Source organism: Fimbriimonadaceae bacterium, from assembly GCA_019638775.1.
Classification (GTDB): domain Bacteria; phylum Armatimonadota; class Fimbriimonadia; order Fimbriimonadales; family Fimbriimonadaceae; genus JAHBTD01.
In genome coordinates this window covers 528559-550098 of the sequence record JAHBTD010000002.1, presented here as the reverse complement: position 1 = coordinate 550098, position 21540 = coordinate 528559, and the positions used below count along the sequence as shown (strand labels likewise).

The following is a 21540-nucleotide window of genomic DNA, read 5'->3' as shown; positions in this document are numbered from 1 at the left end:
TAATGGGTGAGCGCCCGATATGGGATTAGTGAGACTGGTAAGGAAAGGGTGATCCCATTTTGGGGGCCACCGTGAGCCGAAAGTGGATACATCACCAAGTGCTTCCTAAAATCGGCTGCTACATCTATGTCCCAGAATCCAAAATCCAAAATCCAAAATCCTAAACTCTACTCCTTGGATTTCCGTTTAAACTTCCACCGCCTCACCACCGGTGTAAAGTACATCCCCACACCGCTGATGGCAAGCGTTAGAAGAATCACCGCAACCACAGGAAGCCAATATGCGTGCATCCAATCGGCAAAAAAGCTAAGGTCATGGATGTCTTCGGAGAGCTGATCGTTTCGGGACGAGACGCTTAGCACCTCTCCCGTCTTGCCATCGACCTGGATTTCATGGTAGCCCCTTTCGCTTAGAACCTTGAAGATGTTCTTCGAGGGTCGATAGTCGACTCGCTCAATATCTGCCCAAACCTTTAACTCTGCTATTCCGAGAGCAAAAACGGCTTCCCCAACTTGGTTCATGGGCACAACCTCTCCAAAGCTCTCCATTTTCGCGCCCTTGGACGAAGGAGGTTTTATCCAGCCAAAGGTGTCTTTGGTGGCGAGCAGAAAGCCGGTGACCGCGATGATTGCGAGGAACAGTGCGGCTATGAGTCCGATGATTTTGTGGAGTGAGCGTGTGAAACGAAACATGATGGAGTTACCCATCAATACTACTCTCTTGGGCAAATCTTCTCCACCCGCTGAACAATTCGTATCCGTGTTTGCACTCAGGCTCAAAGGAAGATCGAATGAACAACAAGTATCGGAATTTGAACCAGCTCAACGTCCAGAAACCGTGCCCAAAGGAATGGGATGCCATGCACGGTGATGACAAGAAACGATTTTGCGATCACTGCCAGAAACACGTCCACAACATCTCTGCGATGAACAAAGAGGACGCCGAAAGGTTATTAGCAAATCGAACGGGAGCTATATGCGTTCGGTACACGCAGGAAGCTGACGGCAGACTCGTCACGACCGATAGGCTCTCAGGATGGCGCAAGTTCGCTTTGCTAGCTTCGGGAGTAGCTGCAATCGTCGGGCTTAGCGGATGTCAAATGACGACAACGGGTGAAACGGCAGGGTCGGCGCCTGATGTCTCAACAAATCGGGCACTCGTTGGCGAAGTCCCCGCTCAGAACACGACGACAATGGGTAAAGTACCCGTCCAACCCGAACCCTCAACCAGCAGTACGACCAATCCCGCACTACAAGACCAGAGTTCAACGACAGGTGTGATCGCAGCCCCAGATCAACCCCTGATAAACAACCCGAAGGAAGTCATAGGCGATGTCGCCCCAGTTCCACCACAGAAACCAGCCAAACCTTAGCCAAGGGCTTTGCCTGCGTTCCTAAATACGAACGCAGGCAAAGCCAACAGGTTATCCTAACCGGGTGTTCCCACGGCTTCTTCTGCGCCCATCTCAACAACCGCACCACTGACGGTAGGCTTCTGAATCACGAAAAGTGTCGGTATGCCCGAGGTGGTCGTTGTCAGATAGTTGTCTTTCCTTGGGCAGATCCACTGTCCCGAGTAAACGTTGTTTGTGATATAGACGGCATCGCCAAATCGAATGACGTTATCTGCCGACTTGTCTTGCTTGTGGATCGTCCACTGCTGTTTGCTATAGCCAGGAGTGTAGTAATAGAGTGCAGGCGTTGCCCATGCCCCGAGTGTGTTGTAGCCGCCTGCCGCACTCTCCGTGGTCTGAATGCATATCTGAGAACCATCGGTGAGCTGCCCCGACTGTCCGCTTGCCCCGACGATCTTCAGAGTTACTGGCTTGGAACCAATGGTGGGATAGTATTGAGCTCCGCTAGACAGCGGGCCAATGTACTGCAAGCCACCCTCAACACTGAGCTGAATCGGCACGCCGTACGTCACCGCAGGCTGTGGTGCAGGCTTCGGCATCGCGTAAGTCTCGGTGTAGATCAGCGTTCCTTGCGGATTGGTCGGGGGCTTGTCATACCAGGACGGGAACTCGTAATATGACACCGACACCGCATCGGTCGGAGTCTTTCGTCCAGCAAAGTCAATGACTCCGTAGCTGTGCGAATAGTAGCCGTATTGGTTCGGTTTGAGCTGATACTTGGTGGGATCAAGGTATGGAACGTTCGGATAGTTGACCTTATACGGAGACTGATCGAACGCCTCTTCAAATGCACTTGCTCCAACCAGTCTTCCCTTCTCCAGTCCGAAGATGCCGTTTTTGAAGAGCACAAAGTTATGCTCGTGCCCCCAAAGCCAAGCCGCTACATTCTTTTTGAAGTACGGTTGAAACACATCAATGAGGAAGGGATTTAAGAATGGAAACTCCGATTCCGATGAGTACATTCCGTTGATCGCTGTGTTAGCCGAGAACACTTGATGGTGCGATAATAGGATCGTTGCACCCCCGAAGTTGTCAAGTTTGTCCCGATGCCAAGCGATCTCGCTGTCTTGCAGCCAGGGCCCAGCATAGTAGGGGTCAACCTGGTTCTTCGGGTTTGAATCTTCATAGCCCGTGTCCATAGCAAGGAACTGCCAACCGTTATCTGCCGTTCGCAGACAGAAATAGCTCGCTGGCTGCATCGCCGTGGGCATGCCTGCATTGAGCCCGGCAAGCATGGGATAGAACCCATAACCAAGGGCGTAATAGTCGTGGTTTCCAGGAATGGTGAAAACAGGAATACGCTTCCCTTTCCCTAACACTTCGTCAAAGACTTTCGTAAACACATCCGCAAAGTTGGTCATGCACTCTGTGGGCGTGCCCGAATAGTAAATGTCACCCACATGGATGATGGCCGCTGGCTTGTGGTTGACCATCATGTCCTTCACAAGCGCAGTCGCATCGGCCATACCGGTTCCCCAGTCGCCAATGATTCCGACCTTAGCGTCGTTCGGGATTTGCCACTTGACGACACCGTAGTTGATGTTGCCACCGCCCTCTTTTTGCCAGTCGTTATAGAGGAATTTGCCGAGATGCAAAGCGTAATACTTTGCGTAAACAGCCGCGCACTCTAAGAACTTAGGGTCTTTGTCGCTGAAAGGCCAATAGGATGCGCTGAAAGCCTTTTCGTCTTCTTCTCGACCCTCTGCCTTAGCATCGCCAATCTCAAAGCAGAGTTGGGACAGATGGGTGTTTAAAGTGTGTGGGTCGCTCAGGTCCTGAGCGGTAAACAAACGCTCGGTCTTTTCATGCCGCGCGGTAACAAAGTCGTTGGTCGCTTTGACCATGGGATGTTCAAAGACATCCAGTGGGCAAGGTTCGGAATTGGTCGTCTCAGCAAGGTCTTTGCGAGCGACTTCTGCCACGGCTGACTGCCATAGCGATAGTTTTTGATTACTGACACGTACGATACTCACGTGCTGCCTCCCCAGCTCAATTCCAAGACGATGTCGGGGATTGAGCCTGCACTCATGGTATCACTCAGTCACGAGAAGGTCAAGACAGACGAATCCTTCGGGCTCAAGGAACCAGTTGGAAGGAATGAATCAGCTGATACGCCCGAGATAATCACAATACTCATAGACTCTGCATAACGAACTCGAAAGAAGGTCCCATCGATTTGTGCCGGATAACTAGGTCTGTTGCTGTGGTCGTAGGCCAAACGATCCCAAGGGATATATACAACTTTGTCAAATTTCCGTTGCTAAATGCACCTTGACTAAATCGCCGCCAAAAAACTGTCGAATAATCAAAGAGGCCTGGTAAAAGAACCGAGGATTTTTCACAAGTTTCCCCCTCATGAGATTATTTGAGCATCGCGTAGCACGCGCTGTTTTGGCTGCTGGATCCCTCATCGTTTTGATTGGGCTTCTGGGTACAAGAATCGCTTCGACAGATGAATTGAAGCGGTTGTTCGATAACATCCACTGGACTGCGGGTTATTCCACAGCCGCTATCCTGAGCTGGATTGGCTACAAAATGGCCGATGAGTTGCACCGAAGGCAACTCATCTTCTTCTCACTTGGCCTGACGTCGTACGTCTTTGGGCAGATCTGCTGGGATATCCAGGTTGCTACCCATTGGAACCCGTTTCCCGGGCCATCCGATCTGTTTTTTCTGCTCTATCCAGGTTTCTTTATCTGCGGTCTTTGGCGCTGCATTAGGCTTTCCGAGCGTGGAAAGCGACGCCTTCCCGTAATCATCGACGCTGCCCTGATGATCGCGGCGATGCTAGTCATCACTTTAACGATCTATCTTCCGCGTCAAGGCGAAACCCCACCATTCAAATTCCTCGTCCTGACTATTTATCCAGTTATCTTTGTTGCAGCAGTCGCCCTCGGCTTGCTGATTATCTTCTATCGTCGTCCAAAGTGGGGGATCGGATGGCTTTGCTTGATTACAGGGGCAGTAATAAATGCTGGCCTGTGGATGCAATGGAATGTAATGACACTGGACGGCACACTTGCCGATGGAACTTGGTTCAACTTCAGCTTTTCAGCCGTGGCGATTCTGATAGGAATCGGAGCCTTCTATTGGCGTATCGAGCCTTCTGAAAGCAATCGATACAGGCGGATTTCGGAATCAACCGTTGCCTTCTTCCCTCTTTTGGCCGTTATCTCGGCAGCGACCGCAATCATCCTTGGATACACTTTGCCTCATCTCACCCCAAACGTACGATTTACGATCGAGATTGGCGGGTTGGCAATCGTGATCCTTGGCGTCGTCGCTCAAGGTCTGCTGACAAGCGATCTTCGCGTTAGCAAAGACCGCTTGGAGCTAGCCGCAAGAGCATCCGCCGATGGTATTTGGGACTGGAATATCCAAGGGGGTGAGACTGTATATTCAGAGGGCTATCGTAGGATGCTTGGCTACGAGAGCAACGAATTCCCGAACGTTGACACCTCATTTTTTAGCCATCTCCATCCGGAGGACGAACCGCATGTGCGAGCTGCCCACCGAGCACATCTAAGAGAACGGAAACCCTACGCAACTCGATATCGCCTACGTACAAAATCCGGCGATTGGCGGTGGTTCCAATCGAAAGGCCAAGCACTTTGGGACGACAACGGAAAGCCTTATCGCATGGTCGGCTCGATCATAGACATTACTGCGCAGATTGAGGCTGAAGCCGAGTTGCAACGTCAGAAAGCTCTGGGTGACTTGATCCGCAGGATTCAGGAAAGCTTTATCCGAGACTCCGATCCGCAAAAGGCACTGTCGTCGCTTCTCCCCGACATGCTCAAAGTCACTGGCTGTGAGTACGGCTTCATCGGTGAAATCCTGTACTCCGCACCCGACGTGCCCTATCTCAAGGCTTACGCACTCACTGACATTAGCTGGAGTGATGAGATCAAAAAATTCTACGAAGAACATGCTCCCAGCGGACTTGAGTTTCACTCTCTGAACACACTGTTTGGCTATTCAATTGTTCAAAAGTGTCCCATCATCTCAAACTCTCCCAAAACCGACCAGCGTAGTGGCGGCCTTCCCCACGGTCATCCTCCCCTCAACGCATTTCTCGGCATACCTCTAATGAGTGGGAATGAAATGGTAGGTCAACTTGGCCTTGCTAACCGAGTCGGGGGCTTTGATGAGGCCTACATCGAGAGTATTCAGCCCCTAGTTCAGACTCTTGGCAGCATTATTGCAGCTTGGCGCGCCGATCGGGCACGTGTCGCAGCTGAAGAAGAGTTGCGGTGGTCAAACGCAACCCTCCTCTCTGCGGAGCGTATCGCGCGTATGGGACACTGGGTTCGCGACCTTGAGAAAGACGAGTCGACATGGTCCGACTCGATGTACCAGTTGATGGGAATTGAGCCAGGCACCGCTCCCAGTCCAGATATTGCCCGCCTACACATCGCCCCCGAGTATGTGGATGAGTTTAATGAAAACCTTGCCAAAGCCCGCGAAAACGGAGTGGGATGGGATCACGAAATTGAGCTTCTAGGCGAGAACGGTCGCAGATTCTGGGTGCGCGGGATTGCAGAACCTATCTTGCGTGACGGCAAACTAGTTGGACTTCAGGGCGTGCTCCAAGACATTGACGACCAGAAGAAGGCAGAGACCGAACTTCAACGAGTGAATACAATGCTCAAGTCTGCTGAGCGAATTGCTAAGCTAGGGCATTGGTACAACGATCTTGTCAAAGGTGAATTGTACTGGTCCGACACGATGTATGAATTGGCAGATCTGGACAAATCTATCCCTGCTTCCGATGCTACGGGCAAATCGATTGTTGTCCCCGAGTACTACGACGAATTCATTCGGCTTGCAGTACAGGGTAGAGAGAAAGGAATCCCGTGGGAATATGAGTTTGAGATCATACGTGGTGATGGCGAGCGCATCTGGGCTCGGGCGATAGCTAGTCCGATCTTGCAGGATGGAAAGCCAATCGCTGTGCAGGGCATTCTTCAGGACATCAACCAGGAAAAGCAGGCAGCGATTGCATTAGCCAAGAGCCGTGAAAGTTACGAGCTTGCTTTGCATGGTGCCGAGCTTGGTACCTGGGATTTGGACTTGCCAACTGGCACAGTGTCGATGAACACTCGGTGGGCAGAAATGGTGGGATACTCAACTACGGAGCTCGGCGCCGAAATCACTGCCGAATCTCTTGAGAGACTCACCCACCCAGAAGACTTGCCGGCAGTTCATGCTGCGATGGAGGCGCATTTAAGCGGTGCGTCGCCCACTTATGAAGTCGAGCACCGCCTTCTACACAAGAACGGGCAGTGGATATGGGTTTTGGACAAGGGCAGAATCTGTGAACGTGACCCGGATGGCAACCCTATTCGAATGAGCGGAACTCATCTCGACATCACAGAACGTAAAGAGGCAGAACATCAGATTCACCAAATGAATCTGATCCTGGAGCAAAGGGTTCAAGAACGAACAGCCGAGCTGCAAGCCGCAAATGCTGAGCTGGAATCCTTTGCCTATTCTGTCTCACATGATCTCCGATCCCCGCTCAGGGCACTGGATGGCTTTGCGAAGGTCCTCGGAGACGATCTTGAGGGTCGAGCGACAGAAACCGAGAGCCACTACTTACGAAGGATTCGCGCCGCAGCTCAGCGCATGTCGAGCATCATCGACAGCTTGCTTGCGCTTTCAAAAACAACACGCTCGCAACTCACTATCGGCGCGGTTGATCTGTCGGGTATTGCCAAGAGCATCGCCAGTGACCTTGCGATTTCTGATTCGGCAAGAGTAGTTCAGTGGGAAATTCAGGAGGGGCTAACGGTGACCGCAGACCCCAATCTGATGAGGAATCTTCTTGAAAACCTTCTTGGAAATGCTTGGAAATACTCTGGTAAGAAGCCAATTGCTGAGATACGGTTTGGCCTTCACGAATCCACTCCAGCGGAAGACATCTTCTTCGTCCAAGACAATGGCGCTGGGTTTGACATGGCTTACGTGGAGCGAATGTTCAAACCGTTTCAAAGATTGCACCGCATCGATGAATTTGATGGCACAGGCGTGGGCCTAGCGACTGTTTATAGAATCGTCCAACGGCACGGAGGTTGCATTCGAGCTGAAGGAAGCGTCGGAGAGGGTGCTACAATATTCTTCTCGATACCTCGACGCTGAAGGCAACAATGAGTTCCGACCCAATACTTCTAGTTGAAGATAATCCAGACGATATCGAACTGACCCTAATCGGCTTTCAGCGGAGTCGAATCGCAAATCCAGTGGTTGTGGCACGGGATGGACAAGAGGCTCTCGACTACCTTTTTGGTACGGGCGAATGGGCCGACAAAGACCCCCAGCCTCTTCCTGTACTCATTATCCTTGATCTGAATCTCCCCAGGATCCCTGGGCTTGACGTCCTCAAAGAACTTCGGCAAAATGAGCGCACGAAGTGGGTGCCCTGCGTCATTTTGACCACATCGGTTGAAGAGTCTGACCTTATTGCCAGTTACAGCTTGGGTGTGAATGCCTACGTCCAGAAGCCGGTAACGTTTGAGGACTTTCAAGAGGCTGCTGGGAGGCTCGGACTGTTCTGGCTGTTGATGAACGTTCCGCCCCCCACCCCGCTGAGACTGTCGGACAGCAAACCCTAACGTGCATTCCGGGTTTTGAACCTAAATACTTGGTGGACCGTGTAGGGCTCGAACCTACGACCCGCTGATTAAGAGTCAGCTGCTCTGCCAACTGAGCTAACGAAGCGATGTAAAAGTCGTGATTTTGAACCTAAATCGGGCGATTTTTCCTCATTTTCGCGCGATTCAGGGGACGAACAAATGACGTTAGAGCAACTTACTCGCCAAAATTCTTTGAACCTGACACTCGACACCGCTTTGCGCGAATTTGACCTTCATCAGAGGGTTTCGCGGCACTCGCCAAGGACCCTTGAATACTACGACTTTGCCCTTGGCCGATTTCGGTCGTGGCTCGAAGCCCGAGGGGTGCAAGCGCTTGAAGAGGTCGGCGCGTCACACATTCGGGAATTCATGCTCGACCTCGAAGGGTCGATGAAGCCGAATAGCGTTCATGCCATCATGCGCGGCGTTCGTGCGCTCTTTAATTTCCTTGAGCGTGAAGAGCTTCTTGTTTCAAACCCTATGCGCAAGGTGAAAATGCCGAAGCTCGACCAAACGATACTCCCGGCATTTACCGAAACCGAGATTGGCCTTCTTATGAAGGCCACCCAGGGGAAAGACTCCAGGGACGTGCGGAACCGGGCGCTCGTTCTGACCCTGCTCGACACGGGCCTCAGATTGGCCGAATGCGCGGCTTTGAAGGTCGGAGACGTGAATACCGACACCGGACTTGCCAAAGTGCTTGGAAAGGGCAGAAAAGAGCGTGTAATGAGGCTCGGGGCCAACTCGCTCAAGGCGTTTACCAAGTACCTGCGTATGCGTGGCGGAAAGGTCGGGGACACGCTTTGGATTGGCCGTCAAGGCCCTATGACGGCACTGGGGATAGCTGAGACGATTGAGAAGCTCGGGAAAGCGGCGGGCGTTCACGCTCACCCGCATAAGTTCCGTCGGACGTGCGCTTTGATGATGCTGAGAAACGGCGCTGATATCTTTAGCGTTCAACACTTGCTCGGCCATGCCGACCTCGGCGTTCTGAGGCGCTACCTCGCTCAAACCGATGCAGATATTGTGAAAGCTCACGAGAAATGCAGTCCGGTGGACGGCATGAATTAGCTCTTGCAGGCATTGAGTTTAGCTACGTTCTCACGCGATGCTGGCAGGTTCCAAAACCCTCGTCAGCATCGCTTCTATGTACGTGTTTTTGTCTTCGACCTGAAAGAGCACGTTCCGGTCTTCGAACTCTCGTTTCTCGTCGCCTGCCCACCACCCAATGGACTTGAACGGAGTTGTTGCGACAATGAACGAGTTCAGAACTACGGATGGGTCATCAAGGCGCACTTCTAACTCTTTGATGGTCTTTGAGAACTCAATCTTGGGGTCATTCAGTCCCGACAATTGGCGGATGCCCTTGGGGTCGATGAAAGTCACAAACTGACGGTCGCCCTCGACCAACCAGAGAATGAAGTCAGGATAGAAGTTGCCAGCCTCGAAAAAGCCTATTCCGCGCCCCCGACTCATATTTCGCAGCAAGTAGAGTTCGCGTCCGTTGAAAAAGTCTCGATTGCCCTCGTAGAACTTGCGTAAGTCCTCGACAAAGTCTTGCTCGCCAACATTAAGTGGCACCGGTGAAATCTCCAAGACCTTATTCTTGAGATGTAAAAGGGGTCGATACAAATGGCGAGAGAAGCCGAGTGCAACGAGCGAATCGAAAGACCAGCCATCTTCTCTCAGCTGGCCGGACTCAATCAACGCCTTCAGCTCGTTGAGCTTTGTAATGACTTCCTCTCGCCCTTGGTCCACCCAAATCCGATATTGCTGGATGAAGTTCGGGTCATCAGGGGTGATTTCCCGATATTGGGTGTGAGGGCGCTCGAACTCCGCCTTTCGGTAGAGATAGAGTCGCTCGACGTACTTCTTGAGAAGCGCGACCGCAATTTCCTGCCAACGGCGCACCCTGCCAAAGTCCGTGAACTCCAGTTCGGCTTCGGGGATATAGAGGGTGTACCAGTCATCCCGCTGGAGCAGTTCAATGACCGACTCGCGAGAGAGGTTGAGGTTGTACCAAGACCGCTCTGCCTTGTAGTTCTGGAGCTCAAACCAAATCTCGTCGAGGTTGAAGAATGCCGTGTGCATTGGGGAGAACTTGTGAGTCTCTAGTGCAATCTCATCCGCAGGTCGACCAGCCCCTTTGCTCTGCTGCGCCTGAATCTTCGGATACCAGTTCAGCGAGACTGGAGCCAATCCGGGGAAGGGCGGTTCGAGATGAGGCTTCTTGCCCTGGCGTTTGAAGTCAACGTCCTTTGGCACATCAAGCACTTTGAGTTTCTTCGACCCAAGGTTGTTGATGACGGGAAGCTCGAACACGTCCTCGAAATCACCAGGAGGTACACCCTCCGCTTCGAGCATCTCCTTGAACTGCGTCATGTAGTCGGCTCGGACACCGAAAACGTTGAGGGTCTCAAGGAACCGCAACGACTTGGGCGGCTTCGGATTCAGGTCAAGCATCGACGAGCGTTTCAAGCTCATCGCGTGACCCTTTAGTCGGACCCCTCGACCAAACAATTGGATGATTTGTGAGCCCTCCGAACGACCGATGTTCATGAGCCCCATCGTCGAAACTCGCCAGCTATTCCAGCCTTCCGTGAACTTACGTGAGCCAATCAAGACGTTGACGCCAGAGTCCTTGTTGTTCAATCGAGCGAAGACCGAACCGCTGAACTGCTTCTCCTCGGTGATAAGTCCAGCCTTTTCGCAAACGGCATGGAGCTTCGGAGCGTCACCGACATTGATGACTCCAAATGGCACGTTATCTCCAAGCCGGAGGGTCAGTTCACCGTCCGAACCCTTGAGCAAGTCGACGTGGAGAGCCGCTTGGAACGGAGCATTGAACATGAGCTCCAGGATTCCCGCAAATGCTTGTTCTGCGGTCAATCCCACCGTGTTCAAGTAGTCGAAGGCACCCGAGCCGAAGACAGGTCTGCCTTTCTGGTCACGCAGTGTACCGTCGTAGTTTAGGAGTCGACTTAGCCTCGATTCTGATACGGACCGGTTCGAGATGAACTCTTTCAGGAACAGCAAAACCGACACCACGTCGGAGGCGTCCCGGTCGGAAAGCGTCTTGGTTACGCTGCCACCAACAAAGATGGCGAGTGGCTTTTCGATGAGAAACTTTGCGAACTCCTCCCGCCTGTCTTTGTGCAGCCGAAGCTGCTGATAGAACGATAGTAGACACGCAGACAGATAGAGACTTCGAATCTCGTCGTCGTCATCGTTGGCGAGATTCAGGATTCGATATTCCTTTCCGTAGCCGTCACGATAAAAATATTTGTACGAGTAATCAAACAAGATGCACTTGGCGTACTCCTGCTCCAGCTTGGTACGGTTCGCACCGGTCGAGGCCCGAATCACCTGTCCGAACGTCGCCGAGTATTCAAATGAGAACCCCTGCTCGGAGAGCCGACGGCGCATTTCCATCCAAGTACCGTCACTACCAGCGCCTCGATGCCCCTCGTCGACCAGCACCAAGTTATTCCCTTCAAAGGCTTCGATGGCGACCGTCTTGTCGCCCATCTCTTCCTTGAGCTTCTGAATCTCGATGATTTCTACTGCGTTACCTGAGAACAGAGATGCCCCATCCTTTCGGAAGATGTCCGCTTCCATGCCAGACAAAGCAAACTCCTCAAGATGCTGCCGCGAAAGCCCTTCGTTGGGCGTAAGAAGGATGATTCGGTTCAAGTCTCGCTCGCGACCGTGTTCCTTCAGATAGTGCTTGTACTGAAGGATGTTGACGTGCATCAATAGCGTCTTTCCAGACCCCGTGGCGCTCCAGAAGGCGAGCTTGCGCAGGTCTTCCAGCTTGTATGGCTCGATGCCCGCTCCGGTCTCTTGGCAGAACTCTCGCGAGAAGACGTTCAGCTCGCTGAGCAGTCCATGTGGGTCGCGGAAATAGCGGTCGAGATAAATTTCTGCGAAGAGCAGGCTCAGATATTGGAAGTATTTCCAGCCTTCGAATTTCTCGTGCTCTGCGACGCTCGCTTGGGTGTGGCGAAAGATGTTGTTGTCATAGCGAGTGAGGTCGTCGTTCTTAACGCCTGAATACTCAACCGTGCGCCGCAGGAGCTGGCTTAGAAACTTGGAGGTGTTGTCTTCTTCCCAACCCTCATGCTCGGGTTGCTTCAGGTCAGCCGCGAGGTCTTCAAACTGCTTGGCGTCGAAGAGCGAAAGCAGCCAGCGCACCAGGACCAGCTTCTGGTCAAAGCGCATGGGAGCGGTCAACATTTGGCGTTGCCCGCCCGACCCTCTTGGGCGGCCGCGAGGCATCAGCGGCCACTCTCCAACGTGGACACATTGGACTCAAGAGCCACCGGCTCAAGAATCAGCATTAAGTCTCGACTGACCGCATAGTCTGACGCGAGTTCTCGAAGCCTCGTGACCATCTGTGGCGGTTCATACTTCGCACGTTGCTCAGCTTCATTCCACTTTTTTTCGAGAAGCGAGGCTAGTTGTTTGAGCCGCCCTGCTTTTTCTCTTACGATGGTCAAGAACGAATGCGCAAGAAAGGGTTCATCCAGCATTTGAAGGGCAACCGCTTCAAGGTGAAATGCAAGCTCTATTCTTCCCAACAATGCTTCTAGTCGCTGTACTTCAAGAGCCACCTCGATGGTGGACTTAACGGGAAACAAAACAGCCTGAATCCAGGTCGGGTCTTCGATTCGCCGAAACTCGGTCTCAAGAAGATTGCGCCAACCGATTCGGAGCTGTCGGAGCTCATCGACCACCGAGCGGCAATTGACCTTGGCATAGTCGTCAAGCGGTGCGCGTGTCCAGCGCAAATACTCGAAGCAGGTTTCGAGGCGAGCCATCTTGTCAGCATCGTCGATGTCCTGAAGTCGCACGACTCCACGCTCGATTCTCTTTGCGGACTTCGATAGCTCGTGATTCGATAGGATGTGAGCTCCTGTCACGAGGATGAGCCAACCTTGACAGGCAATTTGAACTGCGCTTGGATGCACGATTCGGGCGAATCCGATAGACTTGCCGTTTTGAACCGCAACAGCCAGTTCTTGCCCTTGAGACATCATGAGCTGCGCAGCATCACTTTGCAGAAGTGGCTCCACATGGGGAGCAAAGGCAGCGAACCTTGAGCTCAGCGTGATACCGAGCGAAGTGGTCGACGCCAACGCTGATGTAACATCCTTGACGAGTTCTAGCCGTAGGTCAGGGTGCTCAGCAAAGACAGCACCATCCAGACTCGCACGCTTCAGGAAGTCTTCGAATGTCATCGAGACAAGGCGGCTTGGTGTGTGATGAAGCTCCAACTTTGAGACAGCAGAACTTGACATTTCGAGCAACGATGTCTGCTCTGAAAGCTTCTCGTCAAGTGATTTCTGCCCCTCACCAAGCGCCTTCAGATGCTTGAAAGCGACGACGCCGCCTCCAAGAATCGTGGCAAGGAGAATGACAATGACCCAGAGCAGACTGGTCAAATGCCCTCCACATCCCACATTAGACGGTGGAACTCTTCCTCGATGAGGCGGACTTTCCAGGTTTGGTCGTCCTTTCTCAGGTTCTGCAGGTTGTTGTCGCCGTTCACGTAGATGACATCGAACTCCTGGTCGAGCGTGTTGTAGGCTTGCTTGCCAAAGAACTCGTCGAGCTTTTCGTTCGGGTTCTCGGTCGTGTCGCGCCAGATGATGAGCGCCTTGTCGCCGTTCTCGCTGTTGCCTTGCCCTGGCAACCGACCAGTGACAATATGGAAGCCGCGAATCACGTCCATCGTGTGGACGCGGAGCCCGAGAAGCCAGTTGAACGTCTCAACCAGGTCAACGTTGACTTCCCTCGTCTCGCCAACGGTGTCAGCGGCAACCTTAAGCTTGTACTCAAATGGATGGTCGAAGGATTGAATGTTGAGAGTTGACAGACTACCGCTCGTTTCCGCATTCAGTATGTAGCGGAGCATGTAGCCTTCTCGTACGCCATCATTCGAATCCACAAGTTTGGCTTGGTCGGGGTTGGGCGAGCGAAATGACAGGTTAGCCAGTGAGTCCTCGTAAGCTTCAATTCGAAACACTTTTATGAAACCGGACACGCCATCCATTGCCTGCGGCTTGCCCGCAGTCCATGAACTGGAATACATAGCCTTTCTGAGGCGAGGGACAAGAACCGTGTCAAAGTAAGTGCCCATTTCAACCAGCAAGAAGCGTCGCTTGCCTAGGTCTTCACGATTCAAGGCTATGACAGCGTGACCCGTTGTGCCTGAGCCAGCGAAATAGTCGACCACCCAACCGCTTGGCTTACCGCCTAGTGAGGCAAGAACGCTGTCTCTGACGGTATAGAGTGATTTCGGATACGACACCGGGGCATTGGGAATCATCTGGTTAAGCAGCTGAGTTCCGTGGTTGTTTGCCGAGTAGCGGGCGTCGACCCAATTTGACTTGTAGTTGAAGGTCTTCTTCACACGCTTTATGTCAATCACACCTCGTCGCCCGAGCTGATGTACTTTGAGTTCGTGCTTTACGCTCTCAACCGTCTGTCTGGCGAACCTCCACTTGCGTTCGATGCCATTGGGGTCAACGGGGTAGACAGCGATGACACCACCGTCCAGCTCGACATTGATTGGTGGATGGCAGTCCTCTGGGCAAACGTCTCCGAACCCCTCGACTTCACCGTCCTTGACTAAGATTGGGTAGAAGCAATTGGCGGCCGCAGTCCTAAGTGACTCATCGCCAGTGACATCACGGAAATTCCGGTCATCCCAGTCATCTGGATTCTCACGCGTCTGTTCTGCGATGTAACGTCCTGGTCGAGGATAGACGAAGTATGCATATTCGTGGGTAAATGAGAAGTTGTCTCCCTGCTGTCCCGATGGGTTGTGGTTTACGACAATACAGCTCTTTTCAAAGCCTGGGAAAAGATTGGAAATGAGCTGCCCTAGGCGCTCCTGCTCCACTTCGTCAATCGCAACTACCAGCACGCCGTCCTCTTTGAGGAGGTGCTTTGCCGGTGACAATCTGTCTTGCATCAACGAGAGCCAGGATGCATGCTTATAATCGTTCTTGTACAGAATCTCCGATGATTTGGCGTTGTATGGCGGGTCTATGTAGATGCTTGAAACCCTGCGCTTAAGATAGCGCGACGTCAATCTCAAGGTTTGAAAATTGTCACCTTGGATGGCGAAGCCGGTGATAGTTTCATCCAGCGAACTCTGCGCTCCGATTAATCTGACTTTGAAATCCTCACCGAAGTGCCGAGTGTCAATGGTGAGATTAGGGTGCGACTTCAGAAAAGCTTCAGTAACTGGGGTCGAATACCCCTTGGCTTCGAGCGTGTCCTTTAAGTCTTCGATTGCGAAATTACGCAACCAATCTTCGATTTGACACTCGTTCTCGATGATAGCCGGATACAGCTCGATTGGCACTAGGTCGAGAGTGACGAGATAATCGCAGGAAACCACGAACTTCTTCTTGAGCCAGAGCGCCTTTTGGAACTCTTCCAGTTGAGCGAGAAACTCTATGATTTTGCTGGCGACCCGACGAATCGCTCGAACTTTCGCGAGATATTGCTCGACCTTCGGTGCTGCTTCGTTCTCGATGTCGTCGAGGTGCATTACTTCGTTCTTAATGTAGAAATCGAGCTCCCGACGCAGGAATCCGCCTAGGTCTTTGTGGATGAAATAGTCGAACGTGTTTCGGGCGGTGAAGTCGTTCAACCGCTTCGCAAGGATGGTTCGATTCGGGTCTTTGTCGGTTGGTATGGTCAGCAGAGCTTTCCAGCTAGCTGGGGCAGCATCTAAGATGATAGTGATCGCTGCCTCAGACAGGTCTTTCTGCTTTCGATTTGCCGAGTCGTTCCGATACTCGAACCGGATGATGAGCTCGCCGTTCTCTTCGACGACCGGGTTCTCCTCTGAGAGGATGAAGACGCGCTTCTCCTGCTCCTTATTGTTGTCCTTTTCAGTTTGAGCTTCAACCAGCTTGAAGTGCACCCGCCGTTGTCCTTTTTCTGGGCCGACCTTGAAGATGAAGTCGCGGAAGTGCTCGGCGGTCTTGATGTAATACTGGTCGGCGTTTGCCCAGTGGAGTTTGACTTCTTCGCCCTCATAGGGGATGGCATAGACGCCTTCCTTGTACCGGCGCAGGCTCAGGAAATCACCTTCATCGTAGTATCGGCGGAAGAAGCTATAGAGGTGGTTGAAGACTTCTTGTTCAAGCGCCCCAATGTCTCCGCCACCGGCATACTTGGCGCGAAGCTCTTGAACCTTCGGACTGTCATCGGGATTCATCCCTGCGTCACGAATTTGCTTTTCGAGGGTAGTAAGTTCCTCTGCTCCAGCCGTTTCAATGTCTCCCTGAGCAGTTGCGAGAACTGACTTGACCTGCGGCAGCAAATCCTTCTCCAGGAATCGGACAATCTCGTCTCGCTTCGAGTTCATGATTCGGTAGATGCCGAAATCGAGGTCCGCCTGGTCGAGCTGGAACATCTCGGTCAGCTTCGCGAGCAGCTTGTCGTAATTAGAACTCATTCGTTGCCTTCTTCCTGGCCATTATCGTTAAACTCGTCATCCTCGTCGCTATCGATAGCTTGCCGCGCGATTCTCTTGCCGGTTGCCTGCTCGATGTGTTGCAGCAAAGCTTCCTGACGTGCCTCGAAATGAGCCGTGAAGTCATCGGCTCTCATTGCGGCAACATCCACCAAATGAGATTGCAGAATTTCATCTAATCGACCTTCGTCCATCCCCATTGAACTGCTTAGCCTGCCGAGGTATTCGGAGGGCGTCCGACCGCCTATGATTCGATTCGTCTTAGCCGAAAGCGGTGTTTTGTTGACGATGGAGTCGTAGAGCCGAGCGTCGATTCCTCTCTTTCTGCAGTAGTCCTGAGGAAAGATGTGGTGAACGTCGATTTTATCATCAAAGTAGAGCTGGAGGTCGATGGGGTCGCCCGTCCGAAAGTCCAAGCCCCCGTTGCGTATCAGTATCGCCGAGAGCCCCTTGTACGCTGCGCTACGCCTCGTTCTCAATGTATGCAATCTTCCTGGCGAAAAGTTGCACTCTTGGACCGTGCTCGGCTCCTCTCCTCCGTTGACCCAGGCTAAGACTTCCGGCAGGTCCTTTGCAAATCGGCTTTCCACCGTACTGCCGTAGAGCTCGCCAAAGACGCCACACCAGTACCATCGGGTGAGCTTGCTTCGCACAGCATCCGACTCTGCCTTATCTCCGAGCGCAACGTATATGGCAGCCAGTGGGACAAGCTGGGTTGAATAAGGCAGTTGGTCGGAGCTGAATATCTTCTCCCTCATCAGAAACCGAGCCGCGCTCTCGAATCCTTGGGTTACTCGGTCTGCCCACTGCTTGTAATCGGCGAGACGCAATCTCAGTATGTCTGCCCGCTTGCAGCTCACGGCCGATTCAGGGCTGGATTGCTTCCTGTGCCATGTTGATAAAAGGGTGACCGTCGACAGGAAATCGGGAGCTGTGACCCCCCTTAAGACAGGCTGTTTGCGCAGTCTGTCGCCCCTCCCATCCCCGACCTTCTTCCCCGTTGGACTTCGCGCCCCTTCCCAATCCTCCCGAAGGTCAAATTCTTCTGCCGCGAAGGTCGCAGTGACAAGTTCGAATACGGTCAGTGAAACACCGCCGGTATTGACCTTCTCGAAGACCTGACAGACGGCATCCTTGGGAGTCTGCTTCTTTAGGAGAATGACCGGGACTTGGTACTTTCTAAATGCTTCCAAGACATTCTGCTCGAAGTCATCGAAGAGCTTTGTCTTCTCAGGAGCATGCTCCCAATGTTTGTTAAACCCGGCTCGCCAGTTGTAAGTATGGAAGACTTGATTGAGGGGAAACAGCAGCGCCTCATACTCGGAGTCTGCGTTCGAATAGTCCACCAAAACTTCGTTCCGGAAGTTGCGCACCTTTTTGTCGGCAGGGATTCCAATGATGGCTTCTTCACGGTCGCCATCGGGGTCGAGCGATGCTTCCATTTTGATGTAGTAGAGGCGGTCGAGCGCCTTTCCTCTTGCATCCCGAGTCCTCACTGCTTTGGCTAAAAAGACCGATTGAAACAAGGATGTGAGCCGTTGCTGACCATCGAGAATATAGCGGTCTGGATTCACCCCCTGCTCAAGCTCTACGCCTTCGACCGGACGAGGCTTGAACTTGACATCCGGGTTGCCTGTCTCCAACATCATGACCGCACCAATTGGATAGGAGAGCGAAATGCTTGCCAGCAAGCTGCGAATGTGTGAGTCGTCCCAAACCCAACCGCGCTGAAACTCGGGCAGCTGAGTCTTGCCCTCTGAAATGCCCTTAAGCAGGGCATCAAGGAACTCTTTGTCACTAGAGAAAGCAGTGATTTCAGCCATCAGACAACTCTCCAGCGAATAGTGAACAGGTTTGAGCTTTGTGTCTTTTGCTTCATTCGCTTTTCAAGGGCTCCAATGAGCTGGTCACGCTTTTCGATGATTTCGTCCTCAATTTCAAAAATCCTTTGACGTTGCTTGCGTTGCTTCTGCTCAAGGTCCCGGATTTTATTTTGAAGTGTGAGCTGCTCTTCGGTCGTTGGAGCCTGTCGCGCTTGGCGGTTTGTTTCTCGAAGCTGGGCTTTGATGTCCTTGAGTTCCTTCTCAGCAGAGAGAATCATGTCGTCCGCCCAATTCTCCAGCCGTTCTCGTTCCTCGTTCATGAATCGGTTATTTGCCTCGAACGATTGGTGCATCGTTGCTTTCTGGTGTTGGGTGGATTCGGCATTCAGCCGGTCAGGCATTTGCAAGTCGTTTATCTCGTGTACTTGTCCGCGGCAGAGAAACATTTTCTCAAGCACTTCCTGGTCTATCGAGGCACCGTCATCCGAGAACCCGGAAAGCAAAATATATTCCTCACGTTCAAAGGCGTCGATGATGAGTTTATCAAGTGTCATCCAGCCTGACTTACCTCTAAGGTCTTCAACAACGCTCATACGAGTCGGGTGGCTTGAAATATCAAACGTCACGTTGGCAAGTGGCGTTGCCCCGGCCTTTGCTTCGTCAACGACATATTCCCCAAGAGGATGTGAGAGTCGATACAGAAATTCTCCATCCACATTTTCTCTGCTCTTTGAAATGAGGTGGTACTTTCCAGCCTTAATGTCTGGACGTGGTGCACCAGTCAACTCGAACGCCAGCTCGTCGTCATCAAACTTAGCGGAGTCCGAAATAACGTGCTTTGTCAGCAACCAGAATTGCTTCCCAAATCGGTCGAGCTGTTGCTTAGTACCTTCAAGCTGGAGCCGAAGACGCTGGTGAATCTCTTCGTCAAAAAACTCCAGCAATAATTGTCTGGTCGACGTCATACGAGCTTGTATGCTTGATTCAAGTTGCTCGCGAAGGTCTTTGAAAGCCGCTTCAATTTGGTCGGGCGTACGGCACGATTGGTATATATCGTAAACTCGTTTTTCGAAATCGACACCGGACTCAATACTTCCCAACACTTCGTCTGACGCCCCAAAAACGCCATCGAAGAGTTGAAACTTTTCTTCGAGCAGTTCGAATGTGCGTTGGTCGGCTGCATTCCTCTCATTAACAAAGTTGATGACCACGACGTCATGCTTTTGACCGTACCGGTGACATCGTCCGATTCTTTGTTCAATGCGCTGAGGATTCCATGGAAGGTCGTAGTTTACGACCAAGGAACAGAACTGAAGATTTACTCCTTCGGCGGCGGCTTCTGTGGCGACGAGAATTTCGGCGTCATTTTTGAAGTGGTCGATGATGGCCGAGCGAGCGTCAACGTCTCGCGACCCTGTTACGCGACCAGTGCCTCTATTTTCGATGACCCAACGGTCGGCTAGTTTTTTTGATTCTTCATCGTTGTTTGAGCCATTAAAGGTTGCGACCTTTCCAGCGAATCCGTTGGCTTCAAGGAAATTTCGGATGTAGGTTTGGGTGCGGCGTGACTCGGTGAAAATGAGGGCTTTTTTTGCAGCGCCATTTTCCTGCATCTTCGTAAATCCGATTTCAAGTGCGCTCAGAAGCGCCTTTGACTTGGTGTCAACCCCTATACCTCTCGCCCACCGAATGTACTGGTCGAGCTCTTGTATTTCTGCTTCGAGTTTTGCAATATCAATTGTGGGTATGTCGGCCTCGGGCTCTTCTATGTCAAGAGATTCCTCTAGGAAGTCGTCTTCGTCAAGGTCTTCTCCGGCAATGACTTTGTCCACCAAATCGCCTTCGGGGACGCCTGCCTTCAGTTCAATCAGACGCTGTCGTATGATTTCAAGAGTGCCAGCTATTGCGGGAGAAGAAGATGCAAGAATCTTCCTCAATCTCAGGGTCAAGAGCACTCGCTGGCGATGCGGAATACTAAATGTCTCGGCTCGTTGCAGGAAGCTGGAAATAGCTTCATAAAATGCGTGTTCGTCGTCAGTTGGTCTGAACGGTCTGGTTATCGCTTGTCTGTTCGTGTACTGGACGTATTCCAATACGTCCTTCCTAAGCGTTCTTTTGCAGAAACCTCGAAGGCGCGTCTTGAGGTCGCTTAGGTCAGCATCGGCTCCACCATATAGCGACCGGAAAACGGATGGCTCCCCAAACATGTATTCGTCAATTATTGACGACATTCCAAAGAGCTCCATTATTGAGTTCTGGAGTGGTGTTGCCGTAAGGAGAATTTTCCGGGGCTCTTCAACTGCGAATCGGATAGCTTGCCCAGTCTTGTTGCTTGGCTGATGAGCATTTCTCAGCTTGTGTGCTTCATCAATAACGACCAAATTCCACCCTATTGACCGAATCTCGTCCTTCATCCTTGCAGCGAAATTCAACGAACAAATCACTACTTTGCCGCAATCAAAGGGACTGATTGAGCCAGCCTTCTTTGCAAGGTTATAGGCTCGGGCATCCAACAGGATTGAGGGCAAGTTAAATTTTTCATCCAGCTCGTTTGCCCATTGTTTTCTGATTGAAGCAGGACAAATGACTAGAAGCTTTCTCTTGCGCTCAGCCCACAGTTGGCATAACACTAAACTCGCCTCGATAGTCTTGCCGAGCCCAACCTCATCCGCAAGGATAACACCCTTCGAGACAGGGGACCTTAGCGCAAAAAGAGCGGCCTCAATCTGGTGTGGGTTTAGGTCGACGTTGGCGTCAAAAAGCGCCATTGAAAGTCTTTCAAGTCCCTCGCGAGAGGCTTGTCTCGTCAAATTGTGCGCAAAGTACTTTGCGTGATACTCAGTTGTAGCAAAAATGTGGCACCCCAGTCATAGCAATCGGTAGCACTACCGCCTGCCCTGCTGGGGCAAAGATTTGGCTCTTCAAGTGACAGGTCTGATAGAGACCCAGTTTAGTTGAATGCTCGTCTTAAATCTCTTCCCCGTTTACGCAGAACGCCCGAGAGATTACCGAATCAGTTGCTCTAAGGTGAATCTCAAATTGCCCCACGGTTGTGCAGAGTTTCAAAATCCTTCATAGAAGCCAGACCATAGGCATGACTGACAACCCTTGCAAAACCTGACTCTGGCACTCGTGTTTCCACCATCCAGCAGGGCCGTAGAGCCTCTCTTT

At 52.0% G+C, this 21540-nt stretch carries 11 protein-coding genes; 4 read left to right on the top strand and 7 right to left on the bottom strand.

Annotated features, from left to right (window positions below; all coding sequences use genetic code 11):
* Positions 1 to 167: 167 nt before the first annotated feature.
* On the bottom strand, positions 168 to 692 hold the full coding sequence (locus tag KF784_08725) for a PepSY domain-containing protein (GenBank protein MBX3119134.1): 525 nt from the start codon (positions 690 to 692) through the stop codon (positions 168 to 170).
* Positions 693 to 790: 98 nt separating this feature from the next.
* On the opposite strand from KF784_08725, the gene KF784_08720 reads away from it, so the two are divergent.
* Complete coding sequence (locus KF784_08720; protein MBX3119133.1) at positions 791 to 1372, top strand: hypothetical protein; 582 nt, start codon at positions 791 to 793, stop codon at positions 1370 to 1372.
* A gap of 56 nt (positions 1373 to 1428) precedes the next feature.
* Here KF784_08720 and KF784_08715 read toward each other — a convergent pair whose 3' ends face one another.
* Positions 1429 to 3387 (bottom strand): metallophosphoesterase, encoded by a 1959-nt coding sequence (locus KF784_08715; protein MBX3119132.1) that lies wholly within the window; start codon positions 3385 to 3387, stop codon positions 1429 to 1431.
* Between the two features lie 382 nt (positions 3388 to 3769).
* Between KF784_08715 and KF784_08710 the strand changes: the two genes are divergently transcribed.
* The 3 genes from KF784_08710 to KF784_08700 all read left to right on the top strand — a co-directional run bounded on the left by KF784_08710 (position 3770) and on the right by KF784_08700 (position 9120).
* Complete coding sequence (locus tag KF784_08710) at positions 3770 to 7555, top strand: PAS domain-containing protein (protein ID MBX3119131.1); 3786 nt, start codon at positions 3770 to 3772, stop codon at positions 7553 to 7555.
* Positions 7556 to 7563: 8 nt separating this feature from the next.
* A complete protein-coding gene (locus KF784_08705; protein ID MBX3119130.1) occupies positions 7564 to 8028 on the top strand; it encodes a response regulator in 465 nt (154 codons plus the stop codon).
* Between the two features lie 180 nt (positions 8029 to 8208).
* Positions 8209 to 9120, top strand: a complete 912-nt coding sequence (locus tag KF784_08700) for a tyrosine-type recombinase/integrase (GenBank protein MBX3119129.1) — start codon at positions 8209 to 8211, stop codon at positions 9118 to 9120.
* A 30-nt stretch (positions 9121 to 9150) separates the two neighbouring features.
* Here the strand turns inward: KF784_08700 and KF784_08695 are convergent, their stop codons facing one another.
* The 5 genes from KF784_08695 to KF784_08675 are packed head-to-tail and all read right to left on the bottom strand — an operon-like array spanning position 9151 to position 21137.
* The gene (locus KF784_08695; GenBank protein MBX3119128.1) at positions 9151 to 12327 is read right to left on the bottom strand and encodes a DEAD/DEAH box helicase family protein; all 3177 of its coding nucleotides are present in this window, start codon (positions 12325 to 12327) and stop codon (positions 9151 to 9153) included.
* Positions 12327 to 13493 carry a hypothetical protein gene (locus tag KF784_08690; protein MBX3119127.1) on the bottom strand — a complete coding sequence of 389 codons (1167 nt, stop codon included), beginning with the start codon at positions 13491 to 13493 and terminating at the stop codon, positions 12327 to 12329. Before KF784_08690 ends, KF784_08695 begins: the two co-directional genes overlap by 1 nt.
* On the bottom strand, positions 13490 to 16528 hold the full coding sequence (locus KF784_08685; protein MBX3119126.1) for a site-specific DNA-methyltransferase: 3039 nt from the start codon (positions 16526 to 16528) through the stop codon (positions 13490 to 13492). The genes KF784_08690 and KF784_08685 overlap by 4 nt, the downstream gene beginning before the upstream one ends.
* Positions 16525 to 18369 (bottom strand): DUF262 domain-containing protein, encoded by a 1845-nt coding sequence (locus KF784_08680; protein ID MBX3119125.1) that lies wholly within the window; start codon positions 18367 to 18369, stop codon positions 16525 to 16527. Before KF784_08680 ends, KF784_08685 begins: the two co-directional genes overlap by 4 nt.
* Positions 18369 to 21137, bottom strand: coding sequence for a DEAD/DEAH box helicase (locus KF784_08675; GenBank protein MBX3119124.1), 2769 nt, complete (start codon positions 21135 to 21137; stop codon positions 18369 to 18371). The genes KF784_08680 and KF784_08675 overlap by 1 nt, the downstream gene beginning before the upstream one ends.
* Positions 21138 to 21540 lie beyond the last annotated feature (403 nt).